Below are 20,650 nucleotides of genomic sequence, written 5' to 3'. Positions count from 1 at the left end.
AATGCTGGCCGGTGTCATCGGCTGACGCCCGCTGCCGGGCCCATTCACCCCGCTGCCTATCCCTATATCAGTCTTTTGTTCCAGGCAACTGGTCCATCTGTACACTTGACGGGTTCTCAGGCCTCACGTACAGTCACAGGATCCTTCCTAGTTTCCGCGATGATCATGGAGGATCGTGGGTGCCTAATCAGCCAAAACAGTCTGTTCCCTTTGCCGCGCAAGCAGTTCCATTTGATGAACTCTTAGCGTCAGGGAAAATTCCGCAAGAATACGTAGCCACTGAGTATTTGGGGCAGCAGTTTGTCGAGCGGCTCGTTCACTATATTCTCAGCGTCCCGGCAGGTAGTTATACGATGGCGCAGTTGAGTCATTTGCTTGAACAGCTTGACCCGCGCGCCCAGGTGTTTTTCTTCAAGCGCCTGAAAGAAACCAGCCCAGACAGCCTGAAAGATTTTGCGCCGCTCTATTATGGTTTTATGAACGAATTCCATTCTCTTCTCTTTACCTAGCCGTCCTGAAAATTTTTCTTGTTGCGGGTAGTTTCTCATGTATAATTGCAAGGTTAATATTTTCCAGATGAAGGAGCATCATGAACTCAAGCCTGCAACGAGCCGTCACTAGCTTTTACAACCTCATTTATGAGGCCCAAACCTTTGCAACAGCGATGGCCCGTATCGATACAGCGGAGCAAGAGCACTACACGGGTCGGATCGAAGGTCTTAACTGGGTGCTTGATCGGTGCCAGGAACTTGAAGATATGGACACCAATCTGACGCCGTCGTCGCTTCAGCGCGTGTTGGGTGAAGTGAAATCCGATCTCGATCATGAATTGTCTGTTCAGCGACGGGAAAAAGGCCGCCGGGCAGATGGCAGGGAAGAGGCCCTGAATTTCGTGTCGGATTACCTGTCCAGTCTCATTACCGCAACCGAGATCGAGTCCGCCAAGACCTCCGTCTAAATCGCCGTGCGGGTCGGGTGTTTCTTGGCTCATCAGGTCTCTTCTCCCCTCTAACAGGCATGTAGCATGGCCTTGGCACGAGAGTGGATTATCTTTGCTCTCTGCCTTGGGGCAGGGGGGCACCTTGCGTTGGGCGTTGTGTTGCACTCTCCAGATCTCTGGCCCTGGAGCCGGGCAGGCCTATACGGCCTCATTAGCGGGCTAGTCATCTACGTTCTTGTGCAAGCCCTGCGGTTTCTTTGGTCGCGCACCTATGGCAAAGAATCTAACCCGGAACAGAATGCCGGTGACTAGTCCGATCACTTGCGTCTTTCCGTTCATCATGGCTATCAATCAAGTGCCGAGATGAATCCATTGACCCCTCAGCTCATCCTTGCATAAAATCAAACTATGTCCGCTTCATCTAAGTGGCCAATAGGTGGCTCAGAGCCCTTCAGTATGCCGATGAAGAACTCGCGCACGAATGCCTCAAAAAAGGCGGATCAATTCGGCGCGCTTCAAGCGTCGCTTTTGTATTGCCCCCATTGTCGCGTTGCCACACCCACGAGAGAGCGGCTTCTGCTTGTCTTGCCGTCGGGCAATCTCTACGAATATCTCTGCCAGCATTGCGGGACTTCAACCGGATCCAAGACCGATACGCACAGTGTCGATCTTGGGATATCAGGCGGCTAAATCCCGTTTGCATTTGAAAGACTGTAAAGAGAAAGGGAAGCTCATTCCCTTAGGAATGAGTTCAAGGGGCTGAATCAATCGCTACCTGGCTGGGATAAATCAATTTCGGTAAGCGGCAAAACTCATCCTATTTGTTCGAGGAGAATCCCTTCATCGATCAGCATCACGGGGATGTTCTCGCGAATAGGATAGAAGATTTTTGCGTCGGCTCGCACCAGACCGCCGTCTACTCGTTGAGTGACCCCCTGCTTTCCTCTATTCAGCAGCCCGCCACGACTGATCGCCTCGTTAAGCCGCTGAATGAGCCCCTCATCTGCCAGCGAGACCGGCTGTTTTGTTTCAGGACAGCAAAGAATTGCTAACAGATCTTTATCAATAGCCATCGCGGTTTCCCTTCATCGAACGAAGCTCTCTGCGCAGAATATTTCCAAGACCCTTGAGAATAGTGCACTGCACATCGTGAGATCAAGAGCGCGCGGAGTTCTTCTGTGACGCGGTAGTTTCTGCTACACTGGGAAGTCACAGTTGGCCATCATCATTCAAGTAGAATTCCATGCTGCGAGATATCTGGCGGATCTTTGCGACAGGCCTCTTTCTCCTCGTCCCGGCTTGGGCTACCTATCTCATCCTTACGGCCTTATTTTGGACCCTTGATGAGTTAATCGTCACAATGGTCGGAGACCGATTCCCTCTTCACATCCCTGGCCTCGGGCTCATCACCATGATCCTCCTCGTCATCACCGTGGGAGCGTGTACGACGCATCTGATCGGTCAACGGATCGTGGCATACATTGAACGCCGGTTGGACCAAATTCCTCTGGTGCGTAGCATCTATCTGACGATGAAGGGCATGACCGATATCTTGAATTTTCGGTCGAGGTTCGGTCAAAGCACCGTCGTCGCGTTTCCTTTTCCGCGCAACGGACTGTGGGCATTGGGATTTGTCATGGGAACAGCTCCCCCCGTACTACAAGTCGCGCCCATCAATCGGCTTTTGATGGTCTTTGTTCCGACAGCCATTCATCCATTTACCGGTTATCTCGCCTTCGTTCCGGAAGGCGAGGTGCAGCTTCTCAATTTACCGGCTGAAGATGCGATGAAAATGGAGTTCTCAGCAGGCCTATTCAAGCCCGCGCCGGGCTGGTTACAACCCCCTCACGCAGCACAGCGAGTATTATGACTATTCCACAAGACTGGACGATCAGATCGGGCCGCCTCGATGATATCGAGCGTCTCGTCGCATTTAGCCAAGCCATGGCGCTCGAAACAGAAGGTCGACGGTTGGAGGCGGATCGCCTGCAACGCGGGACGCGGGCGTTGCTGAATTCCACCACCCATGGATTTTTTCTGGTGGCGGAACAGCCGCTGACCAGCCAGGTTGTCGGCCAATTGATGATCACCTATGAATGGAGTGACTGGCGCAATGCGTCATTTTGGTGGATCCAAAGCGTGTACGTCGCCCCGGCTTGGCGGCGGAAGGGCGTCTTTCGGAAGATGCACGCGAAGGTGATCGAGCAAGCCAAGGCCGATCCGGGGGTCTGTGGCGTGCGTCTCTACGTGGAGTCTAAAAACAGCGTCGCCCAAGACGTGTATCGACGTGTGGGGCTCAAGCCTTCATCCTATTCCGTATTTGAAACGGATTTCGTGCTCGGACATGCGCACAGCTTACAAGATCGTCCCGACGAAGCGTAGCAAGGAGACGCAATGTTTAAACGGTGTACGGGTATTGTTCTCATGGCCGTTTTGATTCTGACTCAAGGGTGCGTGGTTACGCGAGGCACGCTCGGTGAGCCGCTGCGGGATGAATCGATTGCGCAGATCAAGAAAGGCCTCAGTACCATGAGCGAAGTCGTGGCTCTGTTGGGAACTCCCGAGCGCGTGGTGCGAGGGAATGATCGGGAAATCTTTCACTACTACTACTACGATGGGAAATCGCCGGCCCTGCTACTTCTGGTTCTGAATCTCGTTCGGATGGAAGTGAAAAGTGACAATCTCTATGTCTTCTTTGGACGAAACGGTCTTGTCGAAGAAGTCTTGTACAGCAAGCGGACGCCGAATGTGGAATTCAAGCTGTGGCCGTTTGGAAGCTAATCGCATGATCGTTCAGTGGCTCTCGCGAGGGGTGCTGGTCGTTACCTGTGCGGCCATCATGGCGGGTTGTAGTGTGCGCCGAATCGTTGTGAACGATGTGATCGCGCCTTCCACCGTCACATTCATCCAGTCAGGCATGACCACAATGCCGCAAGTCGTTGCGCAGCTCGGAGCCCCTGACGAGATTATAGAATCGGAATTTGGGTTAGCCACGATCTATCAATGGAGCGATACGCGAGCATCAGGCGTGGATTTTGGTTTTATCTTCCGATTCTTTTCGCCGTATTCTCCGTCCATGACACTTGCCAAGACCGGTATCGACATGGAGCAATTCCATGTCCATTATGACGCTCAGGGAGTTGTGCGCATATTCGGATTTACGAGGCACGAGCCAGTTCGGCCGCTTCTGTGGTTCTGGCCGTTTTGATTTGACAGGCATCAGTGCGCATCGGGTCAATTGCTGAGCCCGTGCGGCCCCGTTATAATGCCCGGCATGAGTACAAACGTTCCTGAAGACCATTCCCTCTTCGACGCTATTCTCGCTTCTCCATCGTATATCCTCGCCGATCGCGATACCGAATTTATGCAGCGGGAAGAGCTGCGGCCTCTCCGGGTCGGACTTGAACTGCTCAAGCCGGAACTCATTCAAAAAGAGCAGGGGATTCAATCCACTGTCGTGGTCTTCGGGAGCGCCCGTGTCCCGGAGCCCGCCGCTGCAGTGGCGGCCTTGCTTGCGGCCGAACAAGCCGCGGCGTTGCAGCCGAATGATCAAGCGCTCCAGCGTCAGGTCGCTATCGCCAAGCGGCGACGAGATCTCTCTGCGTATTACGAGGTGGCCCGCGAATTTGCCCGGCTCGTATCTAGTTCCTGTCAGATCGACGGGCGGTGCGACTATGTCATCGTGACCGGCGGTGGACCGGGCATCATGGAAGCGGCCAATCGTGGCGCCGCGGACGTGCAGGCCAAGTCCATCGGGCTCAACATTACCCTGCCGCACGAGCAGCGCCCGAATCCCTACATCACCCCGGAGCTGTGCTTCCAGTTTCGCTATTTTGCGCTCCGGAAAATGCATTTTCTTATTCGCGCCAAAGCCTTGGTCGCATTCCCTGGAGGGTTCGGCACCTTTGACGAACTGTTCGAAACGCTGACCCTGATCCAAACCGGCAAAGTGACCGGCGTCAGCGTCGTGCTTGTCGGTCGGACGTTCTGGGAACGCGCGATCAATTGGGATTTTCTCGTCGAACAAGGATTGATCGGTCCGCAGGACCTGGGTCTCTTTCACTATGCCGAGACCGCGCAGGAAGCGTGGGATCTGATTGCTCGCACCCACGATGTGAGGCCGGCGCAATGAAACTCTCCTTTCATGGGGCAGCCCGTTCGGTGACGGGGAGCCGGCATCTTCTTGAGATGGCCAGTTGCCGGCTGTTGTTGGACTGCGGCATGTTTCAGGGACGACGAGAAGAAGCGGCGGCGCAGAATCGAGCACTGGGATTCGATCCCCGATCATTGTCCGGCGTCCTCCTCTCGCACGCGCATATCGATCATTCCGGTGCCCTGCCGATGCTGATGCAGCAGCGTTTTTCCGGCAAAGTTCATTTGACTCGGGCGACGGCGGATCTCACCGCGATCATGCTGCAGGATGCGGCTCGGATACAGGAAAGCGATTGCCGCTATGTGAATAAGCAAGAGCGGCGCAGAGGCACCAAGTGTGTGCAGGCCCTCTTCGATAGCGATGACGTCGAAGCCATCACCAGGCGTTTCGTCGGCGTGCGGTATGACGACACCATCAAGATTGCTCCTCGGGTGACGGCGACGTTTCACGATGCCGGACATATCCTTGGGTCGGCGGCGGTCCGCGTCAAGTACACGGTCAGAGGAAATACGACCACCGTCCTCTTTAGCGGCGATCTGGGGCGATCGCACATGCCGATTTTGCGTGATCCCGAACCGCCGCCTCCCTGTGACGTGCTCATTCTGGAATCGACGTACGGCGATCGTTTGCACGAACAAGCGGGCGAGGAAATGAAACAAAAGGCGCAGGACTTGATCGCCCACGCCAAAGCGCACAAGAGCAAGATCATCGTCCCTGCGTTCGCCGTCGGGCGAACCCAGGAGCTCGTGATGCGGATTAAAGAGCTTGTTGTCGAGGACCGCATCGACCCGATCCCCATCTACATTGATTCTCCGCTGGCCTCCAAGGCCACCGAGGTGTTTCGTCACCATCCGGAGTGCTACGACGCAGAAACGTACCGTACATTCACGGAAGACGGCGATCCCTTTGCGTCGCGCTATATTCGGTTTATCTCGTCGCCGGACGACAGCAAACGGCTCAACGCGATGAAGGGGCCGATGATCATCATCTCCTCGTCGGGCATGTGTGAAGGCGGGCGAGTCCTCCATCACTTGAAGCATGCCATCGACGATGAGGCGAACGTCATCGTCTTCGTCGGGTTTCAAGCCGAGCACACGCTGGGGCGCAAGCTCGTCGAAGGCTGGGATGTCGTGCCGATCTTCGGGGTGCCGACGAAGCGGCGGGCGCAGGTCGTGAAATTCAACGGATTCTCGGCCCATGCCGATCGCAACGATCTCCTGGCCTATGTCCGCGCCATCAGTCCCCTTCCCAGCAAAGTCTTTATCGTCCATGGAGAAGAGAAGCAGGCCCTGTCGTTGGGCGCCGCCATCCAGAATGAACATCCCGCCATCGACGTGACCATTCCGCATCGAGGATCCAGTCATGAGATCTAGGCACGCGCTTCTGGCGGCAGCCGTCTGCATTGCAGTAGGGGGCGGTTGGCCCATTGCCGGTGCGGCGGAGGGGGCAGACGCACGACAGCGTGTTCGTGATTTGGGAGTCGTCATCGGGAACTATCCGCCCGGTTCGTTCAATGCGATTACGGATGTGCCTGGCGTCAAGGTCGGGCAGCAGACACTCATCTCCGGGGAGGGGGCGCTGAAGCCAGGACAAGGGCCGGTGCGCACGGGCGTAACCGTGATTATTCCGCGCGACGATGTGTGGCGCAAGAAAGTCGCGGCCGGTTCCTTCGTGCTTAACGGCACGGGAGAGATGACCGGGCTGGCCTGGGTGGCGGAGTCGGGCTTTCTGGAATATCCCATCGCGCTGACCAACACGCTCAATGTGCCTCGGGTGGCGAACGGCGTGATGAGCTGGATGATCGCACACTATCCGGCGATCGGCATCGAGGACGACACGCTCACGCCCGTCGTCGCCGAATGTGACGACGGACGCCTGAATGACATCCAAGGCCGCCACGTGTCTGAGCAGGATGTCATCGCCGCGCTCGATGGCGCGACCAGTGGCCCGGTCAAAGAAGGCACCGTCGGTGCCGGCACGGGTATGGTTTCGTATGGATTTAAAGGCGGCATCGGAACGGCCTCACGCACGCTGCCTGAAAAGGAAGGCGGTTATACGATCGGCGCCTTGGTCAATGCGAACCACGGTCGGAGACCGGAACTCGTTGTGGGAGGCGTGCCGGTCGGGAAGCGGTATGACGCGCCCAAAGCGGTCGCGGAAGCCCTTTCGCCAGGCCAGAGCGAGGGCTCAATCATTATTGTCATCGCCACCGATGCGCCGCTCGACGGTCGCCAGCTCACGAGATTGGCCAAACGTGCCGCACTTGGCCTCGCCCGCACGGGTTCGACCGCGCGCCATGGCAGCGGCGATTTCATCCTTGCCTTCTCCACCGCCAACGTTATTCCCCATTATCCCAAAGAACCCACCTATACACTGACCCATCTAGCCGACACCCATCTGAATCCGATGATCGCCGCCACGGTCGAAGCGACCGAAGAAGCGATTCTCAATGCCCTCACCATGGCCACCACCGTCACAGGGCGCGACGGCCATCGCGTAGAGGCCATCGATCTGAATCGGCTGAAAGAGCTGGTGTCAGGAACTGCACGGTAGCACCCCAAATATTGGGGGCAATCAATGGCCTGTTCGTAGGAAGGGTATTTCTAGCATTACCGATCGGAACGGCAATACGGCGACGGTCATCCGCAGCGGCGCGTAGCTCCATCAGATCCTCGACCCGGGCGGCTGCGCCCTCACGCTCACCTACAACGGGGGTAAGCTTGCGCAGATCACCGATCCGATTGAGCGTTGGAGAATCAGCGGCTGCTCGGTCTGATCCGCACAGCCTCTACGGTGCCTTGCGTATCTTTCTCGATTTACGAGGACCAGGCAAAGCTTGGAGCACGCATCGTGTCGCTCGAATTATGCGGGCAAATAACATAACCGCTCTGCACGGCTACCAAGCGCCCTGCTACGTCAGAGGCCTCACGTCACATCTAACGCCCAATATGTTGCAACGCGGTTGTACGGTCAAACGACCGAACACAGCCTGGGTCACTGACATGACGTACGTGCGCACGCGGGAAGGCTAGTTCTTTCTTGCCGTCGTGCAGGACGGGGACTCCCGCCGCATTGTCGGCTGGGCAACGCAACCGATGATGGCCCGTGAACTTGTGCTAGACGCACTCCCTTGGGCGAGTTTGCAACGAAGTCTCCCAAGGTATCATCTGCCGTGTATGGGTATGTGTGATGGCAAGGTCTGAGTCTGGTCTTGTGTGACGGAGCACTCTTGCAAACGACCAACGAGTTGGAACACAGTATTAAAATTTGTCATGGACGGTGTACATGAACATTGATGCCTTGCGATACATCCCGTTGTTCGCCGAGCTTTCCCCGGAGGAAAGTCGTTGCGTTGAGTTGGGGGAAGAGATCGTTGTGCCCGCCGGTGAGGTCATTGCGAGAAAAGGGGATGTCGGCACTTTTTTTGATGTGGTCCTCGAAGGGGAGGTTCGCATCACTCTGACGCATGAGAGTCGAGAAGTCGCAACGATCGTCAAGACGTCGGGATGGTTTTTCGGTGAGGTGGAGTTGGTCATGGATGTGCCGTGCCTTGTCGATGTGTGCGCGCGCACCTCCTGTCGGCTGCTTCGTTTTTCAAAAGAACACTTTTCGGCATTGCTGCGTCTGTGCCCGGCCGTGGCGAAGGAAATCTTGCGCACACTGGCGGTCCGGTTACGAGCGCTGGAAAGCTTTTCGCAGCAACGTGAGAAGCTCGTGTCTCTCGGAACTATGGCGGCCGGCTTGGCCCATGAATTGAACAACCCGGCTGCGGCGGCTCGACGGGCGGCTTCCGAGTTACACACGGTTGCCGGCCGTCTCCCTTCCCTCGCCTGTCGCTTGAATAAACAACAGTTGTCGGCCACGCAATCCGACGCCGTCGCACACATCCTGCGTGAGATGACGTCCCGGGTCGGGCTCACCATCGCGCTGGATCCGCTCACGCGAAACGATCGAGAAGCCGAGGTGTTGGAGTGGCTTGAACAGCATCGTATCGCCGATGCGTGGAAGCTCGTGAGCGACTTGGTGAATGCAGGACTTGATCGCGACTGGCTGGAGGACGTGGGCCAGCGGGTTCCTCAGGAGGCCATTGGCGACGTGCTGGGATGGATTGCAGGGATCCTGTCGCTTCAAGAATTGACTCAACAGGTTGAGCAGAGCACTGTGCGTATCGCGGAGCTTGTCGACGCGGTGAAGGCGTATTCTTACGAAGGTCGTGCGCCCCTTCGAGACATCGATATCCATGAAGGGCTCGAAAGCACGCTCACCATGCTGTCTCATAAATTAAAAGGGATCACCGTGCAGCGTGAGTATGATCGATCGCTTCCCCTGATTCCCGCCTATGGGAATGAGTTAAACCAGGTGTGGACCAATCTTATCGATAACGCGATTGATGCGGTGAATGGGAAGGGAGAGGTTCGGATCCACACGCGGCGAGAGGATCATCAGCTTGTCGTGGAAATCCACGACAACGGACCGGGGATTCCCGAGGACATTCAGCCGCATCTCTTCGAGCCATTTTTCACCACGAAGGAGATTGGTAAAGGGACCGGGCTTGGGTTGATCATCAGCTATCGTATTGTGGCCCTCCGCCATGGAGGAACGATTGATTTCGAATCGAAGCCAGGCCACACCATGTTCTGTATCCGCCTGCCGATGACGCGCAACACTGCTGCCGACCAAGCACGCTAGATCAAACCAACTCCGAACCAAACAGGCGTTGTGGAGAACAGCCCATGAAATCGTTTCTTGTCACAGTGGATGACGATCCCCAAGTCTCGCGTGCGATCGAGCGAGACCTCCGTCAAAAATACGGAGAACAGTACCGGATCCTCCGCGCTGAGTCGGGGGCGGATGCGCTCGCCTCGCTGGAACAGCTCAAGCTTCGGAATGAAGCAGTTGCGCTGTTGTTGGTGGATCAACGGATGCCGAAGATGACGGGGATAGAATTTTTGGCGGAGGCCAGTGCGTTTTATCCCGACGCGAAACGCGTCTTGTTGACGGCGTACGCCGATACGGATGCGGCGATCCGCGCCATCAATGATGCGCAAGTCGATTATTATTTGCTGAAACCCTGGCATCCGCCGGAAGAGCGTCTGTACCCGATCATCGACGATCTGTTGGATGACTGGAAGGCCTCATTTAAAGCTCCGTTCCAAGGGATTCGCGTGGTGGGGCATCGCTGGTCGCCTCACACCCATCAGATCAAAGAATTCTTGGGAAAGAACCAAGTCCCCTATCAATGGCTGGATATTGAGAAGCACGCGGAGACGCGTTCGCTGCTTCAATCCATCCATGCCAGTGAAGATCAATTGCCCGCGGTGGTGTTTCCCGATGGGTCGTCGCTCATTCAGCCGACCACGTTCCAAGTTGCAGAGAAAGTTGGCTTTCGAATGAAGGCCGAACAACCGTTTTATGACGTGATCATTATTGGCGCCGGGCCCGCCGGATTAGCCGCGGCCGTTTACGGCGGCTCTGAAGGGCTCAAGACCGTGTTGGTCGAACGTGAAGCGCCAGGTGGACAGGCCAGTATGAGTTCTCGGATCGAGAACTATCTTGGGTTCCCGGCCGGGCTCAGCGGCCAAGATCTGGCTCGACGGGCGTTGACGCAAGTGCAACGATTCGGTGTCGAGTTATTGCATCCGCAGGAGGCCGTCAGTGTTCGTGTGGCTGGCCCTGCACGGATCGTTACGCTTGCTGACGGCAGTGAGCTCAGCGGGAAGACCGTCCTCATTACGACCGGGGTGTCCTATCGAACACTCGATGTACCCGGTGCAGCCAACTTGATGGGGGCGGGTGTGTATTATGGCGCGGGTATGACGGAAGTCCTTGCGTGCAAGGACGAGGATGTCTACATCACCGGAGGCGCCAATTCTGCGGGGCAAGCGGCGATTCACTTTGCACGGTATGCGAGCCAGGTCACCATGCTCGTGCGTGGCGACTCACTGACACAGACGATGTCTCACTATCTTGTCGAGCGGATTAACCAAACGGCCAATATTTGTGTCGAAATGAACGTTGAGGTGGCCGAAGCCCATGGGACGTCTCGGCTTGAATCCTTGATGCTCCGACACACGACAACGCAGGACTGCCGTACCGTGTCGGCGCAGTCGCTGTTTATTCTCATCGGCGCCCAGCCGCATACCGACTGGCTCAAGGAGACCGTCCTTCGTGATGAGCATGGGTTTATCTTAGCCGGTCCCGATTTGATTCGGGATGACCGGTTGCCCGCTGAGTGGCCACTGGCAAGAATGCCCTATTTGCTGGAAACCAGCGTGCCAGGAATCTTTGTCGCAGGCGATGCGCGGCATGGTTCGATTAAGCGAGTAGCATCCGGGGTTGGGGAGGGTACCATCGCAGAGAAGATGATTGAGCGTTACTTGGAGGAAGTGTGAGAAGCGCCCCTGCGCCTCGGTCTCAGAATGAGTTCAACTCGGTATTGAAAGATCTACGATGAAGTAGATGGCGTTTCTAAGAGTCATGTCGATTGCGGCCTGTGTGCTGATACTCTGTGCGTCCGTCACTGTCTCGATCACCGGCACGGCATTGGCGACGGACAGCCCCGGCATTCTCGTCCGCAGCGCCCTTATCACCCCGACCGCTCTCCCCGCCACGTTCCAGATGTTCTTCGAGTAGGTAGAGTCTCGTCTAAACCGATTCAACGTTTCAGCTGGGCGAGTGCTGCTTGCAATTTTGTCCGCCCCCTCGTTATCCTGCCATCGAACTATAGATCGTAGGAGTGTGTGTTGATGAATGAGTATCAGATTGGCGGTGGATTGCGTCTGCTGACGGCGGTGGAGAAGACGGAAGCCTTTGCTGAGTTTCTCAAGACACGAATGACCCGCGCGCTGGAGACGGAAGATCCCACTGAATTGCATTACTTGCTGGCGCAAGTCGACGACTATCACTCCTATCTCTGGCGGTATTATAAAAAACTCGCGAGCGACCGATCCGAACGCATGAATCCCGGCGTGTAACGGGACGACGATCTCCATGCCCAGCTTGTCTCCGACATCCTCCATCCAGGCCGCGACGTTCCATTTCGTCTCCGCGGTGTCCCGCAATCCTGATACGGAAGCCGCTGCCCGTGATTTGGTCGATGAGGTGCGCGCCAAGCTGGGCGGGGCCACGCCCGACCTTGCGTTCGTGTTCTTTTCCTCTCACCACGTGTCTCGCGCTGAGTTGCTCGCCGAGACGATGACCGATGTGCTGGGGGCCAGAGTCGCACTTGGCTGTAGTGGCGAAGGGGTCATTGCCGGGGCGGAAGAGCTGGAAACGTCTCCCGCCGTCACATTGTGGACGGCCTGCCTTCCCGGGGTCACCCTCACGCCCGTCCGACTTTCATTCTCGCAAACACAAGATCAATTTTCGTTGCCGGGCTGGCCTGAAGCCGACGGGCAAGAGGGCACGTTTCTCCTCCTCGCAGATCCGTTCTCCACTCCGATGCAGGATGTCCTGAGTCTTTTGGAAGCCCGCTATCCGGGGGCGGCGGCGATCGGAGGATTGACCGGCGGTGGACAGGGTGCCGGTGAGAATCGGCTGTTTCTTGGTCGGCAAATCTTTGAGAGCGGGTTGGTTGGGGTCCGGGTCAGCGGCCCGATCGAGGTACGGCCGGTAATCTCGCAAGGGTGCCGTCCGATCGGCGAGCGCTACGTGGTTACGAAAGCGGAACACAATCTCGTGCATGAGATGGGCGGAACCCCGGCGCTGACGCGCCTTCAAACCGTCTTCGAGTCGCTTGGAGGGGACGATCGGCGTCGGGCGCATCGGGCTCTCCACGTCGGGATCGTGATCGATGAGCATCGCAACCGGTTTGAACGGGGCGATTTTCTCGTGCGTAATCTGGTCGGTGCCGACCAAACGACCGGTGCGGTGGCCATCGGCGATGTTGTGCAGGAAGGACAGACGGTCCAATTTCACCTTCGCGATGCCAAGTCGGCGAGCGAAGACCTGCACTTGTTGCTGGCGGCCGATCGCTCACGGCATTCGAACGCGCCGCTCGGGGCGCTGGTGTTCAGCTGCTGCGGACGCGGGCAGGGGCTGTTCGGGCGGCCGCATCATGATTCGGGGGTGTTGACGGAACGCTTGGGGCCAATTCCAGTTGCCGGATTTTTTGCGCAAGGCGAGCTCGGCCCGGTCGGCGGGCGCAACTTTCTTCACGGGTACACCGCCAGCATAGCGCTGTTTGCTCAACCAGCATCCAAAGCAGGGGCCCCATGAACAATCTGTATCGCAGCATCGTGTTCGGCGCCATCGTCGTTGTGTGGAGTCCATCTATGGGAGTAGGAGGCAGCATGAGCGAGTCATCGGCATCGGAAGGGAAAGAGATTACGACGTCATCCGGTTTGCAATACATCGATCAGGCCGTGGGAACCGGTGACACTGCGACGGCGGGGCAGACAGTTTCCGTTCATTACACCGGCTGGCTCACGAATGGGAAGAAGTTCGATAGTTCAGTGGACCGTGGCCAACCCTTCTCCTTTCGGCTCGGGGTCGGCCAGGTGATCAAGGGGTGGGATGAGGGTGTGCAGGGGATGAAAATCGGCGGGAAGCGCAAGCTGACGATCCCCTCGAACCTCGGCTATGGGGCGCGTGGCGCCGGCGGGCTTATTCCACCTCATGCCACGCTCGTGTTCGACGTCGAATTGCTTGGAGTGCAGTAACCGGATCAATCCCATGAAGCAGACGCCACTCATCGCTCAGCATCGAGCCGCCGGCGGCAAGTTGGTTGACTTTGCCGGCTGGGAAATGCCCATCCAGTATTCAGGCGTACTGGACGAGTACCATACCGTTCGCAGCAAGGCGGGGCTCTTCGACGTCAGCCATATGGGCCGGCTGATGGTGTCAGGAGCTGGTGCACTCGCGTTTCTCCAATCCGTCACGACGAATGATGTGGCCAAGCTGGCCGTCGGCCAGGCGCACTATTCTATGGTGTGCAACGACGAGGGTGGAATCAAGGACGACATCTTTGTCTACCGGTTGAAGCCGGTGGAGTACCTGCTTTGCGTCAATGCGTCGAATCGCGTCAAGGTGTTGACCTGGCTGCAAGCTCACCCGCGTGACGCGAACGTTGTGCTGGAAGACCATTCGGATCAGATGGGACAAATTGCCCTCCAGGGGCCGTTGTCTAAGGACATCATGATCGCCTTGGGCGGCACGGCGGTGGCGACACTAAAGCTTCACCACAGTTGTGAGGCGACAGTGGCGTCGATCCCGACTCTCATCGCACGGACCGGGTATACCGGTGAGCTCGGGTATGAGTTGTATGCCCCCTCCGATCGCGTGGGGCTGCTGTGGGAACAAATCGTTGAAGCCGGGGTTTCAAAAGGACTGAAACCGGCAGGGTTGGGCTCGCGAGATCTGTTGCGCTTGGAAATGGGGTATCTCCTCTACGGCAACGACATCGACGAAACAACCACTCCGATCGAGGCCGCCGTCGAGTGGACGGTGAACGTCGACAAGGGTGATTTCGCCGGGCGTGCGAAGTTGCTCGCGCAGAAGTCCAGCGGACCGGCCAAGCGGTTTGTCGGATTCGAGTTGTTGGAAAAGGCGGTGCCGCGGCATGGCTGCAAGATTCTCGATGCCCGTTCGTCTCAGCCTATCGGCGAGGTGTCCAGCGGAAATCTTTCGCCGATCCTTCAGAAGGGGATCGGACTGGGCTATGTGCCATCTGCACTATCGGCTATCGGCACGCGGATCACGATTGATATTCGAGGGAAGGCCGTGCCCGCGCAGATTGTGAAAACACCGTTCTATCGAAAGCCGAAGAGTGCGTAACGGATAGCCCGTGACAAAGCCCATTTACAAAGGCCGGGTGATTACGTTGAACATCGATACGGTCACTCTGCCGAACGGCATGACGGTCGATCTGGAAACGATTCGACATCCTGGCGCGTCGGCCGTTGTCCCCATGAAAGAAGACGGCACGGTGGTGCTGATCCGTCAGTTCCGCCACGCCGCGGGTGGATTCATTTATGAGATTCCCGCAGGCAAGCTCAATCCCGGCGAAGATCCGCTGAGCTGTGCGGCGCGAGAGCTGGAGGAAGAGATCGGCTATCGGGCGGCGGCGTTCTCGCTCCTGTCCAGTATTTTCACTGCCCCTGGGTTTGCCGACGAAGTGATTCATGTCTACAAGGCGACGGGGCTCACGCCGGGAAAACAACAGCTCGATCAGGATGAAGTGCTGGACGTGATTGAGATGCCGCTGGCCGACGCGATCAGAAAAATTGAGGACGGGACGATTCGGGATGCCAAGACGATTGTGGGATTGCAGGCGGTCTACATTCAGGAATCGATGCGGTAGGGGAACCGCCCGAGAGGTCTCCCGCGTGAAGCGGGAAACCTCTCAAGCCAGCTAGCCTCGCCAAATGGACGGACGTTACTTGTCCTTCTTCTCTTCTTTCTTCTTCTCTTCGCCGAACACCACGTGGCCGCCCTTCTTCTCTTCCTTCTTCTTCTCTTCGCCATAGACCATCACGTGGCCACCCTTCTTCTCATCCTTCTTGTCCTTCTTCTCTTCGCCGGCGAAGGAAGGGGCGCTGAACGACACGGCTACTGCCACTGCCATGATTGCCATCAACATGCTCTTCATAGTAAATCCCTCCTGAAAGGTTGTTGAGATCCGTGCCGCTAATCGGGCACTGGCCAGATGTTGAGCAAGCGGCATGCCGAATGTCATTGAGGCACTGTTTATCAATCAATTCAAATAGTTGAATGATCATTCTAATCTGGCAATGAAGGGGAATTCCTTCTCGCTCCTGTGGCAGATTGGCTGCATCTCCACTAAACTGCCTCAATCAAGATCGGAGATGAGATGGGCAGAGAAGCAAGACTGTCTGACCGAATTCAACCAGGTGTCAGAGTTCTCTTTGTCGGGATTAATCCCGGGCTGCGGTCTGCTCAGATGGGGCATCATTTCGCCGGCCCTTCCAATCGCTTCTGGAAGCTGCTCCATGAGTCCCGGCTGGTGACCGAGCCCCTGACCTATAAGGAAGATATACGACTGCCTGAGTGGGGGCTTGGTCTGACGAATATTGTCGGCCGCCCAAGCCGCGGGATCGACAGTCTTTCGCCTCAGAAATATCGTGGAGGTATGGCGGCATTGACCAGAAAAGTACGGCGGTATCGGCCACGCATCGTGGCGCTGCTCGGCATCACGATCTATCGCATCATGTATGGGGCCGAGCGAGACTTGCCGGCTCGGATTCCGTTGGGCCCCACCGGCAGCGACATTGCCGGGGTTCCAATATTCCTCTTGCCGAATCCCAGCGGACGCAACGCGCACTACGGGTATGGAGAGATGCTCGCCGCGTTCCGAGCCCTTCAATTACTAGCCGGCCAATCAACGGTTTCTGACCTGTGAGATTTTGCTGTTTTCTTTGTCGGGAAAATCAATCTCGACTACAGTCGAGACATGAATGCACCGGTGCCTCTTAAGCCGCATCCCCTCCGGACGTGTCCGAAGTGCGGGGTCGATCAGCCGGGCGAGTTTGAATGCCTGCGATGTGGGATTATTTTTGCGAAGTACAAGGTCCCCGCGCCATTCGTGCAGGTTTCCCCGGAGATCAGCAATCCAGCCCGCATCGCCTCTCCCCCACGGAATAGGGTAGGTCGGCTGTTCCGTATACTGCCGTGGATTTCCCTGGCGATGACCCTCGGGACGCTGCTGGCGATTCTCCGGCAAGCTCCGGCGTTGCCGATACAATCGGATCCCCAAGCGGCCGACCGCGTCGCGGAGAAGATGTCCCTGCTCCAGCAATCCATCCAGACAAATCGCGCGGCCAGCATTGCGTTGAGTGAGGCCGAGCTCAATCAATGGATGCGCGATAATCTTGCGATTGCAACCGCCCATCAAGCGCAGCAGGCTGGACTCTCGATTCCCGACGGACGTTCGGCGACCATCGAAGAGGTGCAATCCGCACTCAAAGATGTTCGGATGAATCTAGTCGGCGATCAACTCAAAGCCTACGCCCTGTTTCACATCTATGGGAAAGACATTTCGCTCCAGCTCGAGGGAACTGTGGAGACCCGCGATGGGTATGTGCGGTTGACTCCCATGGCCGGGAAGCTTGGGACCCTGCCGATTCCACAATCCACACTCGGTCATGTGGTCGCGCAGCTGTTTGAGTCACCGCAGAATCGTGAGAAGTTTCAGCTTCCTCCGTATATCCAATCGGTCCGCGTTGAGAACAGCACCCTCGTTATCACGCCGCGATAGAGGTTGCCAGCCCCCGCCCTGGGTTTTTCCCTCCAAAGAGTGATTGGAGCTAGAAGGAGCTGGAAGGAGCTGGATGGTACAATGAAAGCCATTCAGATGCCTTCCTTCCCTTGCCCTTGGCCCCGGCCGTGCTGTATAAAATCGGCGATCTTGCTTCCCGTCCTAGGAGGAGTCATGCAGCGAGTCGGTCTTGCCCTCTTCGCGTCAATCGCATTGTGGATTGGGAGTACGACCTCGAGTGGCGCCCAGCCATCCACCCAGAACCTCATCGCCGGAGCCTTGCAAGCCTGCCACGACGGACGAATTGCGCCGGACCGAGCGACTCGGGCGGCGCTCTACGAGAAGGGGCAGTCCTTGGGGGAGCAAGCGGTGGCGGCTGATGAGCAGTCTGCCGATGCTCACTTTGCCCTGTTCTGCAATCTTGGGGAATTGATGCGCATCGATGGCGAGATGAGCCTTTCTTCCGTGTTTGGATTTCGACGCATGATGAAGGAGCTCAATCGGGCGCTCGAGCTCAAGCCCGATCATCTGGATGCCCTCTCTGCCAAGGGAACGCTGTTGGTACGACTTCCTTCCGTACTCGGCGGCGATTCGGAGAAGGGCGAACAGCTGCTTCGTCATGTCATTCATGAGGTACCGGAAGCCGTTAACGCGCGGATTAGCCTGGCAAAGAGCTATTGCAAGCGAGGCCGCCATCAGGATGCCTTAGCGCTTGCAACGGAGGCCTTGACGCTGGCGAAAGCGCAACAACTCGACGACTTTATTCCGGAAGCTTCCAAGGTGGTCGCGCAGCTCCACGCCGTCGGAAACAAAGGAAACTAATCCGTCCGCTCTCTCGCCCTCCCTTCTAGAACCGCTCCGCAAATCGTGCTATCTTCAGCCCTCGTTTGCCCAGTTTCGGTCATTGTCACACATCAATCGTGATCAGCAGTGATGTGACGAGGTTTGGGCATGCCACGCAGCGGTCGTTCTTCGTCACGCGTAAGGAGTACCCACAATTATGTTATTGAGTGGCAAAAAAGGACTTATCATCGGCGTCGCCAACAAGCACAGCATCGCCTGGGCCATCGCCCAGTCTGCCGCCAGCCAAGGCGCCACACTCATGTTCAATTACCAGAACGAGCGACTGCGGGAGAATGTTGAAGAGCTCGTCGCGACGATGCCTGGTGCGAAGGCATTTCCCTGTGACGCCGGCGATGATGCGCAAATTGCGACCATGATGCAGAACGTGGGCAAAGAAGTCGGCACGCTCGATTTCCTTGTCCACTCCATTGCCTTTGCCCCGCGCGAGGAACTCACGGGACAATTCGTGAACACCACGCGTCAGGGCTTCGCGACGGCCTTGGACGTCAGTGCCTATTCCCTCGTTGCCGTTACCCGAGCCGCGCTGCCGCTTATGACCAATGGCGGGTCCGTCGTGACATTGACCTATCTCGGCGCAGAACGTGTCGTGCCGCACTACAATGTCATGGGTGTGGCCAAGGCCGCGCTTGAAGCCACCGTCCGCTATTTGGCGAACGACCTCGGTCCTAAGAACATTCGCGTGAATGCAATTTCAGCCGGGCCGATCAAGACATTAGCTGCCCGAGGAGTCTCCGGCATCAGCAAAATGGTCGATCACCATAAAGAGTTTGCCCCCCTGCGCCGCGCGACCGAGCAAGGCGAAGTCGGCGACACCGCGTTGTTTCTCGTCAGTGCATTAGGGCGAGGTATTACCGGCGAAGTGATCTACGTAGATGGCGGGTATAACATTTTAGGATCTCTCGCCTCGGTCGAGTAATGTGTCAATCGACGGTCGTCATTCGTCCCTCGTAGAGGAATGACGGCTACTCGATCGTTCCTCTCAGCGCCTTCAGCCGGCCCTGCTTCTTTTTACTGTCGATCCGCCTGGTCTGAGAACCCTTTGTCGGCTTCGTCGCTCGTCGTGTCTTGCGAGGGATGGCCACGCTCTGAATCAAGAGACAGAGCCGTTCCAGCGCATCTGCCCGATTCCGTTCCTGCGTCCGATGCTGCTGCGCTTTGATCGTGATGATTCCATCCTGCGAGATGCGGCTGTCTCTAAGTCGTAGCAATTCCTGCTTGTAAAACGGTGGTAAGGACGATGCCTTGATGTCGAACTGCAGGTGAATCGCGGTCGAGACCTTGTTGACGTTTTGTCCGCCGGCCCCCTGCGAGCGCATCGCATGGAGTTGAATCTCGGAGTCCGGAATGAGGACGTGGGATGAGATGTGGAGCATAGGAACCGTAGTCTACCGTAGTCAGCTCTCGGTCGCCATGGTCCCTTCGAGGCCGTCGCAGGAAAGTTATGGAGGCGGTGCCGAAGCCGATGCCTACTGCAACTCCGGCACGCGGTCGATGATGCGAAGTCTGACGTCGTCGCCGAGTTGGATCTGAACCATTTTGGTGGAAAGGTTTTCCCGGACTTGATTCACGTCGTTCACGGTGAAGCGGATCTGGCCGCCGCATCGCTCGACGAGGTGATAGAGCAACAGCGTGGTGAGGTAGCTCACTTCTTCATCGTTGGCATGCTCGCTGAAGTTCAGTATTTGGGGCATGATGGTTTCAATGTCTCCCTGTGGTGAAGAACCTTTATCGCCGAAGCGAGGTCGATCGCACAATGACCCAAAAGAAGGGGAGCAGCAAGCGACAGTTTTGTACAATTGAAGAGGGCGCCCGGTGGAGGGCCGTTGGTCTTGATGTCCGGGAGTGAAAGGCCTGTGATGTCGTTTGCGGTGAGGACACTCTTAGGGAGATGGCACGCTGTCTTTGGTCGGGATAAATCGAACCTGATCAGCCAGTTCGTCGAGGAGAGAGTGGCTTGACCGTGGTTCTTTCTGTGGCCTACCGTGAAGAAAAAGAATTCCCTGCAAGTCTGGTCCGATGATCGCCAGGCCGCGGCCAGTTAAGGAGCCTGTCACATAGGTTGCTGTCAGTGTATTGCCTTTACGGGTGACGGATCCAGTCGGTTCGAATATCAGTGTCTCGGAAATTGGCTGCGGTTCTCCGAGTAAAGCAAAAAGCTCGTCTTCGGTCTGGTTGAGCACGGCGAAGGCAAGCACAAAGCCCGCTTCTTTTTCTGAGACCAGGAGCACGGCGGCCAGATTGTCCAGCTGCTCGCCGCGCCATCCTGCGGGAATGAGAAAAGAGGCGACGCCGTTTGGCACGCGGACGCGGGTGCCGGCGCGATAGCTCTGTCCAGCTTCCATGTCGACGGCGGCTGTTCGGGTCGGCGGCGCTTGGGCCCAACTGGTTGGTATCCCCAGTACGAGACAACACAGGGCCGCCAGGGTTGTGCGAGCGGAGATCGTGACGATCATTCCATGTCTAGGTACAGAATCAATGC

The 20,650-nt window shown here is 57.0% G+C and carries 28 protein-coding genes; 23 read left to right on the top strand and 5 right to left on the bottom strand.

What is annotated here, in order from left to right; all coding sequences use genetic code 11:
* The first annotated feature begins 179 nt into the window (after positions 1-179).
* The 4 genes from NITLEN_RS05335 (at position 180) to NITLEN_RS05320 (ending at position 1,630) form a co-directional block, all read left to right on the top strand.
* The gene (locus tag NITLEN_RS05335; RefSeq protein ID WP_121988515.1) at positions 180-509 is read left to right on the top strand and encodes a hypothetical protein; all 330 of its coding nucleotides are present in this window, start codon (positions 180-182) and stop codon (positions 507-509) included.
* 80 nt (positions 510-589) lie between these two features.
* Positions 590-958: a hypothetical protein gene (locus NITLEN_RS05330; RefSeq protein WP_121988514.1), complete on the top strand. Its 369-nt coding sequence runs from the start codon at positions 590-592 to the stop codon at positions 956-958.
* A 66-nt stretch (positions 959-1,024) separates the two neighbouring features.
* Positions 1,025-1,252: a hypothetical protein gene (locus tag NITLEN_RS05325; RefSeq protein WP_121988513.1), complete on the top strand. Its 228-nt coding sequence runs from the start codon at positions 1,025-1,027 to the stop codon at positions 1,250-1,252.
* A 144-nt stretch (positions 1,253-1,396) separates the two neighbouring features.
* Positions 1,397-1,630, top strand: coding sequence for a cytoplasmic protein (locus NITLEN_RS05320; protein ID WP_121988512.1), 234 nt, complete (start codon positions 1,397-1,399; stop codon positions 1,628-1,630).
* A 122-nt stretch (positions 1,631-1,752) separates the two neighbouring features.
* Here NITLEN_RS05320 and NITLEN_RS05315 read toward each other — a convergent pair whose 3' ends face one another.
* Positions 1,753-2,013: a Trm112 family protein gene (locus NITLEN_RS05315; protein ID WP_121988511.1), complete on the bottom strand. Its 261-nt coding sequence runs from the start codon at positions 2,011-2,013 to the stop codon at positions 1,753-1,755.
* 170 nt (positions 2,014-2,183) lie between these two features.
* Here NITLEN_RS05315 and NITLEN_RS05310 point away from each other — a divergent pair, with 170 nt between their 5' ends.
* The 15 genes from NITLEN_RS05310 (at position 2,184) to NITLEN_RS05245 (ending at position 15,393) form a co-directional block, all read left to right on the top strand.
* Positions 2,184-2,810 (top strand): DUF502 domain-containing protein, encoded by a 627-nt coding sequence (locus NITLEN_RS05310; RefSeq protein WP_121988510.1) that lies wholly within the window; start codon positions 2,184-2,186, stop codon positions 2,808-2,810.
* A complete protein-coding gene (locus NITLEN_RS05305; protein WP_121988509.1) occupies positions 2,807-3,322 on the top strand; it encodes a GNAT family N-acetyltransferase in 516 nt (171 codons plus the stop codon). The genes NITLEN_RS05310 and NITLEN_RS05305 overlap by 4 nt, the downstream gene beginning before the upstream one ends.
* 12 nt (positions 3,323-3,334) lie before the next feature.
* Positions 3,335-3,721: an outer membrane protein assembly factor BamE domain-containing protein gene (bamE, locus tag NITLEN_RS05300; protein ID WP_121988508.1), complete on the top strand. Its 387-nt coding sequence runs from the start codon at positions 3,335-3,337 to the stop codon at positions 3,719-3,721.
* A 4-nt stretch (positions 3,722-3,725) separates the two neighbouring features.
* Positions 3,726-4,148: a hypothetical protein gene (locus NITLEN_RS05295; RefSeq protein ID WP_121988507.1), complete on the top strand. Its 423-nt coding sequence runs from the start codon at positions 3,726-3,728 to the stop codon at positions 4,146-4,148.
* 66 nt (positions 4,149-4,214) lie between these two features.
* Complete coding sequence (locus tag NITLEN_RS05290) at positions 4,215-5,072, top strand: LOG family protein (RefSeq protein ID WP_245924382.1); 858 nt, start codon at positions 4,215-4,217, stop codon at positions 5,070-5,072.
* The gene (locus NITLEN_RS05285; RefSeq protein WP_121988505.1) at positions 5,069-6,466 is read left to right on the top strand and encodes an MBL fold metallo-hydrolase RNA specificity domain-containing protein; all 1,398 of its coding nucleotides are present in this window, start codon (positions 5,069-5,071) and stop codon (positions 6,464-6,466) included. Before NITLEN_RS05290 ends, NITLEN_RS05285 begins: the two co-directional genes overlap by 4 nt.
* Positions 6,456-7,646 carry a DmpA family aminopeptidase gene (locus tag NITLEN_RS05280; protein WP_121988504.1) on the top strand — a complete coding sequence of 397 codons (1,191 nt, stop codon included), beginning with the start codon at positions 6,456-6,458 and terminating at the stop codon, positions 7,644-7,646. Before NITLEN_RS05285 ends, NITLEN_RS05280 begins: the two co-directional genes overlap by 11 nt.
* Before the next feature lie 732 nt (positions 7,647-8,378).
* On the top strand, positions 8,379-9,782 hold the full coding sequence (locus NITLEN_RS05275) for a sensor histidine kinase (protein WP_121988503.1): 1,404 nt from the start codon (positions 8,379-8,381) through the stop codon (positions 9,780-9,782).
* 44 nt (positions 9,783-9,826) lie between these two features.
* Positions 9,827-11,485: a response regulator gene (locus NITLEN_RS05270; RefSeq protein WP_121988502.1), complete on the top strand. Its 1,659-nt coding sequence runs from the start codon at positions 9,827-9,829 to the stop codon at positions 11,483-11,485.
* Between the two features lie 67 nt (positions 11,486-11,552).
* Positions 11,553-11,726 carry a hypothetical protein gene (locus NITLEN_RS18045; RefSeq protein WP_181416639.1) on the top strand — a complete coding sequence of 58 codons (174 nt, stop codon included), beginning with the start codon at positions 11,553-11,555 and terminating at the stop codon, positions 11,724-11,726.
* A gap of 113 nt (positions 11,727-11,839) precedes the next feature.
* Complete coding sequence (locus NITLEN_RS05265) at positions 11,840-12,067, top strand: hypothetical protein (protein WP_121988501.1); 228 nt, start codon at positions 11,840-11,842, stop codon at positions 12,065-12,067.
* 16 nt (positions 12,068-12,083) lie between these two features.
* Entirely contained in the window at positions 12,084-13,310 is a 1,227-nt protein-coding gene (locus NITLEN_RS05260; protein ID WP_121988500.1) for an FIST signal transduction protein, read from the top strand.
* A 56-nt stretch (positions 13,311-13,366) separates the two neighbouring features.
* Complete coding sequence (locus tag NITLEN_RS05255; RefSeq protein ID WP_342776534.1) at positions 13,367-13,753, top strand: FKBP-type peptidyl-prolyl cis-trans isomerase; 387 nt, start codon at positions 13,367-13,369, stop codon at positions 13,751-13,753.
* Positions 13,754-13,766: 13 nt separating this feature from the next.
* Positions 13,767-14,867 (top strand): glycine cleavage system aminomethyltransferase GcvT, encoded by a 1,101-nt coding sequence (gcvT, locus tag NITLEN_RS05250; protein ID WP_181416638.1) that lies wholly within the window; start codon positions 13,767-13,769, stop codon positions 14,865-14,867.
* 10 nt (positions 14,868-14,877) lie between these two features.
* Positions 14,878-15,393, top strand: coding sequence for an NUDIX domain-containing protein (locus NITLEN_RS05245; protein WP_121988498.1), 516 nt, complete (start codon positions 14,878-14,880; stop codon positions 15,391-15,393).
* Positions 15,394-15,468: 75 nt separating this feature from the next.
* Here NITLEN_RS05245 and NITLEN_RS05240 read toward each other — a convergent pair whose 3' ends face one another.
* Positions 15,469-15,681 (bottom strand): hypothetical protein, encoded by a 213-nt coding sequence (locus tag NITLEN_RS05240; protein WP_121988497.1) that lies wholly within the window; start codon positions 15,679-15,681, stop codon positions 15,469-15,471.
* 222 nt (positions 15,682-15,903) lie between these two features.
* Here NITLEN_RS05240 and NITLEN_RS05235 point away from each other — a divergent pair, with 222 nt between their 5' ends.
* The 4 genes from NITLEN_RS05235 (at position 15,904) to NITLEN_RS05220 (ending at position 19,087) form a co-directional block, all read left to right on the top strand.
* Positions 15,904-16,452, top strand: a complete 549-nt coding sequence (locus NITLEN_RS05235; RefSeq protein WP_121988496.1) for a mismatch-specific DNA-glycosylase — start codon at positions 15,904-15,906, stop codon at positions 16,450-16,452.
* Positions 16,453-16,737: 285 nt separating this feature from the next.
* A complete protein-coding gene (locus tag NITLEN_RS05230; protein ID WP_121988495.1) occupies positions 16,738-17,307 on the top strand; it encodes a hypothetical protein in 570 nt (189 codons plus the stop codon).
* A gap of 174 nt (positions 17,308-17,481) precedes the next feature.
* A complete protein-coding gene (locus tag NITLEN_RS05225) occupies positions 17,482-18,129 on the top strand; it encodes a tetratricopeptide repeat protein (RefSeq protein WP_121988494.1) in 648 nt (215 codons plus the stop codon).
* A 178-nt stretch (positions 18,130-18,307) separates the two neighbouring features.
* Entirely contained in the window at positions 18,308-19,087 is a 780-nt protein-coding gene (locus NITLEN_RS05220; RefSeq protein WP_281267745.1) for an enoyl-ACP reductase FabI, read from the top strand.
* Between the two features lie 46 nt (positions 19,088-19,133).
* On the opposite strand, the gene arfB is transcribed toward NITLEN_RS05220, so the two are convergent.
* From arfB to NITLEN_RS05205, 3 genes are all read right to left on the bottom strand, one after another.
* On the bottom strand, positions 19,134-19,544 hold the full coding sequence (gene arfB / locus NITLEN_RS05215; RefSeq protein WP_121988492.1) for an alternative ribosome rescue aminoacyl-tRNA hydrolase ArfB: 411 nt from the start codon (positions 19,542-19,544) through the stop codon (positions 19,134-19,136).
* A 93-nt stretch (positions 19,545-19,637) separates the two neighbouring features.
* Positions 19,638-19,862, bottom strand: coding sequence for a hypothetical protein (locus NITLEN_RS05210; RefSeq protein WP_121988491.1), 225 nt, complete (start codon positions 19,860-19,862; stop codon positions 19,638-19,640).
* Positions 19,863-20,051: 189 nt separating this feature from the next.
* Positions 20,052-20,624, bottom strand: a complete 573-nt coding sequence (locus NITLEN_RS05205) for a hypothetical protein (protein ID WP_121988490.1) — start codon at positions 20,622-20,624, stop codon at positions 20,052-20,054.
* Positions 20,625-20,650: the final 26 nt, after the last annotated feature.

The sequence above is a fragment of the Nitrospira lenta genome (genome assembly GCF_900403705.1).
Classification (GTDB): Bacteria; Nitrospirota; Nitrospiria; order Nitrospirales; family Nitrospiraceae; genus Nitrospira_D; species Nitrospira_D lenta.
The sequence above is the reverse complement of the archived record's forward strand: the minus strand, read 5'-3'. Positions and strand labels throughout refer to the sequence as shown.

Coding starts and splice junctions, on each gene's coding strand:
- NITLEN_RS05320 (WP_121988512.1), top strand. CDS start 1,397: ATGCCGATGAAGAACTCGCGCACGAATGCCTCAAAAAAGGCGGATCAA.
- NITLEN_RS05270 (WP_121988502.1), top strand. CDS start 9,827: ATGAAATCGTTTCTTGTCACAGTGGATGACGATCCCCAAGTCTCGCGT.
- NITLEN_RS05210 (WP_121988491.1), bottom strand. CDS start 19,862: ATGCCCCAAATACTGAACTTCAGCGAGCATGCCAACGATGAAGAAGTG.
- NITLEN_RS05230 (WP_121988495.1), top strand. CDS start 16,738: ATGACCCTCGGGACGCTGCTGGCGATTCTCCGGCAAGCTCCGGCGTTG.
- NITLEN_RS05285 (WP_121988505.1), top strand. CDS start 5,069: ATGAAACTCTCCTTTCATGGGGCAGCCCGTTCGGTGACGGGGAGCCGG.
- NITLEN_RS05235 (WP_121988496.1), top strand. CDS start 15,904: ATGGGCAGAGAAGCAAGACTGTCTGACCGAATTCAACCAGGTGTCAGA.
- NITLEN_RS05280 (WP_121988504.1), top strand. CDS start 6,456: ATGAGATCTAGGCACGCGCTTCTGGCGGCAGCCGTCTGCATTGCAGTA.
- gcvT (WP_181416638.1), top strand. CDS start 13,767: ATGAAGCAGACGCCACTCATCGCTCAGCATCGAGCCGCCGGCGGCAAG.
- NITLEN_RS05330 (WP_121988514.1), top strand. CDS start 590: ATGAACTCAAGCCTGCAACGAGCCGTCACTAGCTTTTACAACCTCATT.
- NITLEN_RS05220 (WP_281267745.1), top strand. CDS start 18,308: ATGTTATTGAGTGGCAAAAAAGGACTTATCATCGGCGTCGCCAACAAG.
- NITLEN_RS05305 (WP_121988509.1), top strand. CDS start 2,807: ATGACTATTCCACAAGACTGGACGATCAGATCGGGCCGCCTCGATGAT.
- arfB (WP_121988492.1), bottom strand. CDS start 19,544: ATGCTCCACATCTCATCCCACGTCCTCATTCCGGACTCCGAGATTCAA.
- bamE (WP_121988508.1), top strand. CDS start 3,335: ATGTTTAAACGGTGTACGGGTATTGTTCTCATGGCCGTTTTGATTCTG.
- NITLEN_RS05290 (WP_245924382.1), top strand. CDS start 4,215: ATGAGTACAAACGTTCCTGAAGACCATTCCCTCTTCGACGCTATTCTC.
- NITLEN_RS05260 (WP_121988500.1), top strand. CDS start 12,084: ATGCCCAGCTTGTCTCCGACATCCTCCATCCAGGCCGCGACGTTCCAT.
- NITLEN_RS05240 (WP_121988497.1), bottom strand. CDS start 15,681: ATGAAGAGCATGTTGATGGCAATCATGGCAGTGGCAGTAGCCGTGTCG.
- NITLEN_RS18045 (WP_181416639.1), top strand. CDS start 11,553: ATGGCGTTTCTAAGAGTCATGTCGATTGCGGCCTGTGTGCTGATACTC.
- NITLEN_RS05315 (WP_121988511.1), bottom strand. CDS start 2,013: ATGGCTATTGATAAAGATCTGTTAGCAATTCTTTGCTGTCCTGAAACA.
- NITLEN_RS05310 (WP_121988510.1), top strand. CDS start 2,184: ATGCTGCGAGATATCTGGCGGATCTTTGCGACAGGCCTCTTTCTCCTC.
- NITLEN_RS05295 (WP_121988507.1), top strand. CDS start 3,726: ATGATCGTTCAGTGGCTCTCGCGAGGGGTGCTGGTCGTTACCTGTGCG.
- NITLEN_RS05325 (WP_121988513.1), top strand. CDS start 1,025: ATGGCCTTGGCACGAGAGTGGATTATCTTTGCTCTCTGCCTTGGGGCA.
- NITLEN_RS05205 (WP_121988490.1), bottom strand. CDS start 20,624: ATGATCGTCACGATCTCCGCTCGCACAACCCTGGCGGCCCTGTGTTGT.
- NITLEN_RS05225 (WP_121988494.1), top strand. CDS start 17,482: ATGCAGCGAGTCGGTCTTGCCCTCTTCGCGTCAATCGCATTGTGGATT.
- NITLEN_RS05275 (WP_121988503.1), top strand. CDS start 8,379: ATGAACATTGATGCCTTGCGATACATCCCGTTGTTCGCCGAGCTTTCC.
- NITLEN_RS05265 (WP_121988501.1), top strand. CDS start 11,840: ATGAATGAGTATCAGATTGGCGGTGGATTGCGTCTGCTGACGGCGGTG.
- NITLEN_RS05255 (WP_342776534.1), top strand. CDS start 13,367: ATGGGAGTAGGAGGCAGCATGAGCGAGTCATCGGCATCGGAAGGGAAA.